Consider the following 405-nt stretch of genomic DNA (forward strand, 5'->3'; position numbering starts at 1 on the left):
GCTCTTCCCGGGGGACAATCTGCGCACGCTGCTGCTGTGGGCATCGATCCTCACGATGGTCATCGGCATCCTCGGCGCGGTCGCGCAGTCGGACGTCAAACGTGTCCTGTCCTTCACGCTCGTCAGTCACATCGGTTACATGCTGTTCGGCATCGCCGTCGGCACCGAGCTGGGCATGACCGGCGCGGTCTTCTACATCGCGCACCACATCACCGTCCAGACCACGCTGTTCCTCGTGGCCGGCCTCATCGAGTACCGGGCCGGCACCACGAACCTCGATCGGCTCGGCGGTCTCGCCCGGCTCGCGCCGATTCTGTCGATCATGTTCTTCGTGCCGGCGATGAACCTCGCGGGAATCCCTCCGTTCTCGGGCTTCTTCGGCAAGCTCGCGCTGATGGAGGCCGG

The 405-nt window shown here is 65.2% G+C and carries 1 protein-coding gene; it reads left to right on the forward strand.

Translation table 11 applies throughout. From position 1 onward, the window contains the following. Window positions 1–405 (forward strand): proton-conducting transporter transmembrane domain-containing protein (locus D9V41_RS16595; protein ID WP_279432364.1); only part of this gene is annotated, 405 nt, incomplete at both ends.

Origin of the sequence: Aeromicrobium phragmitis (assembly GCF_003674095.1) — a bacterium.
Taxonomy (GTDB): Bacteria; Actinomycetota; Actinomycetes; order Propionibacteriales; family Nocardioidaceae; genus Aeromicrobium; species Aeromicrobium phragmitis.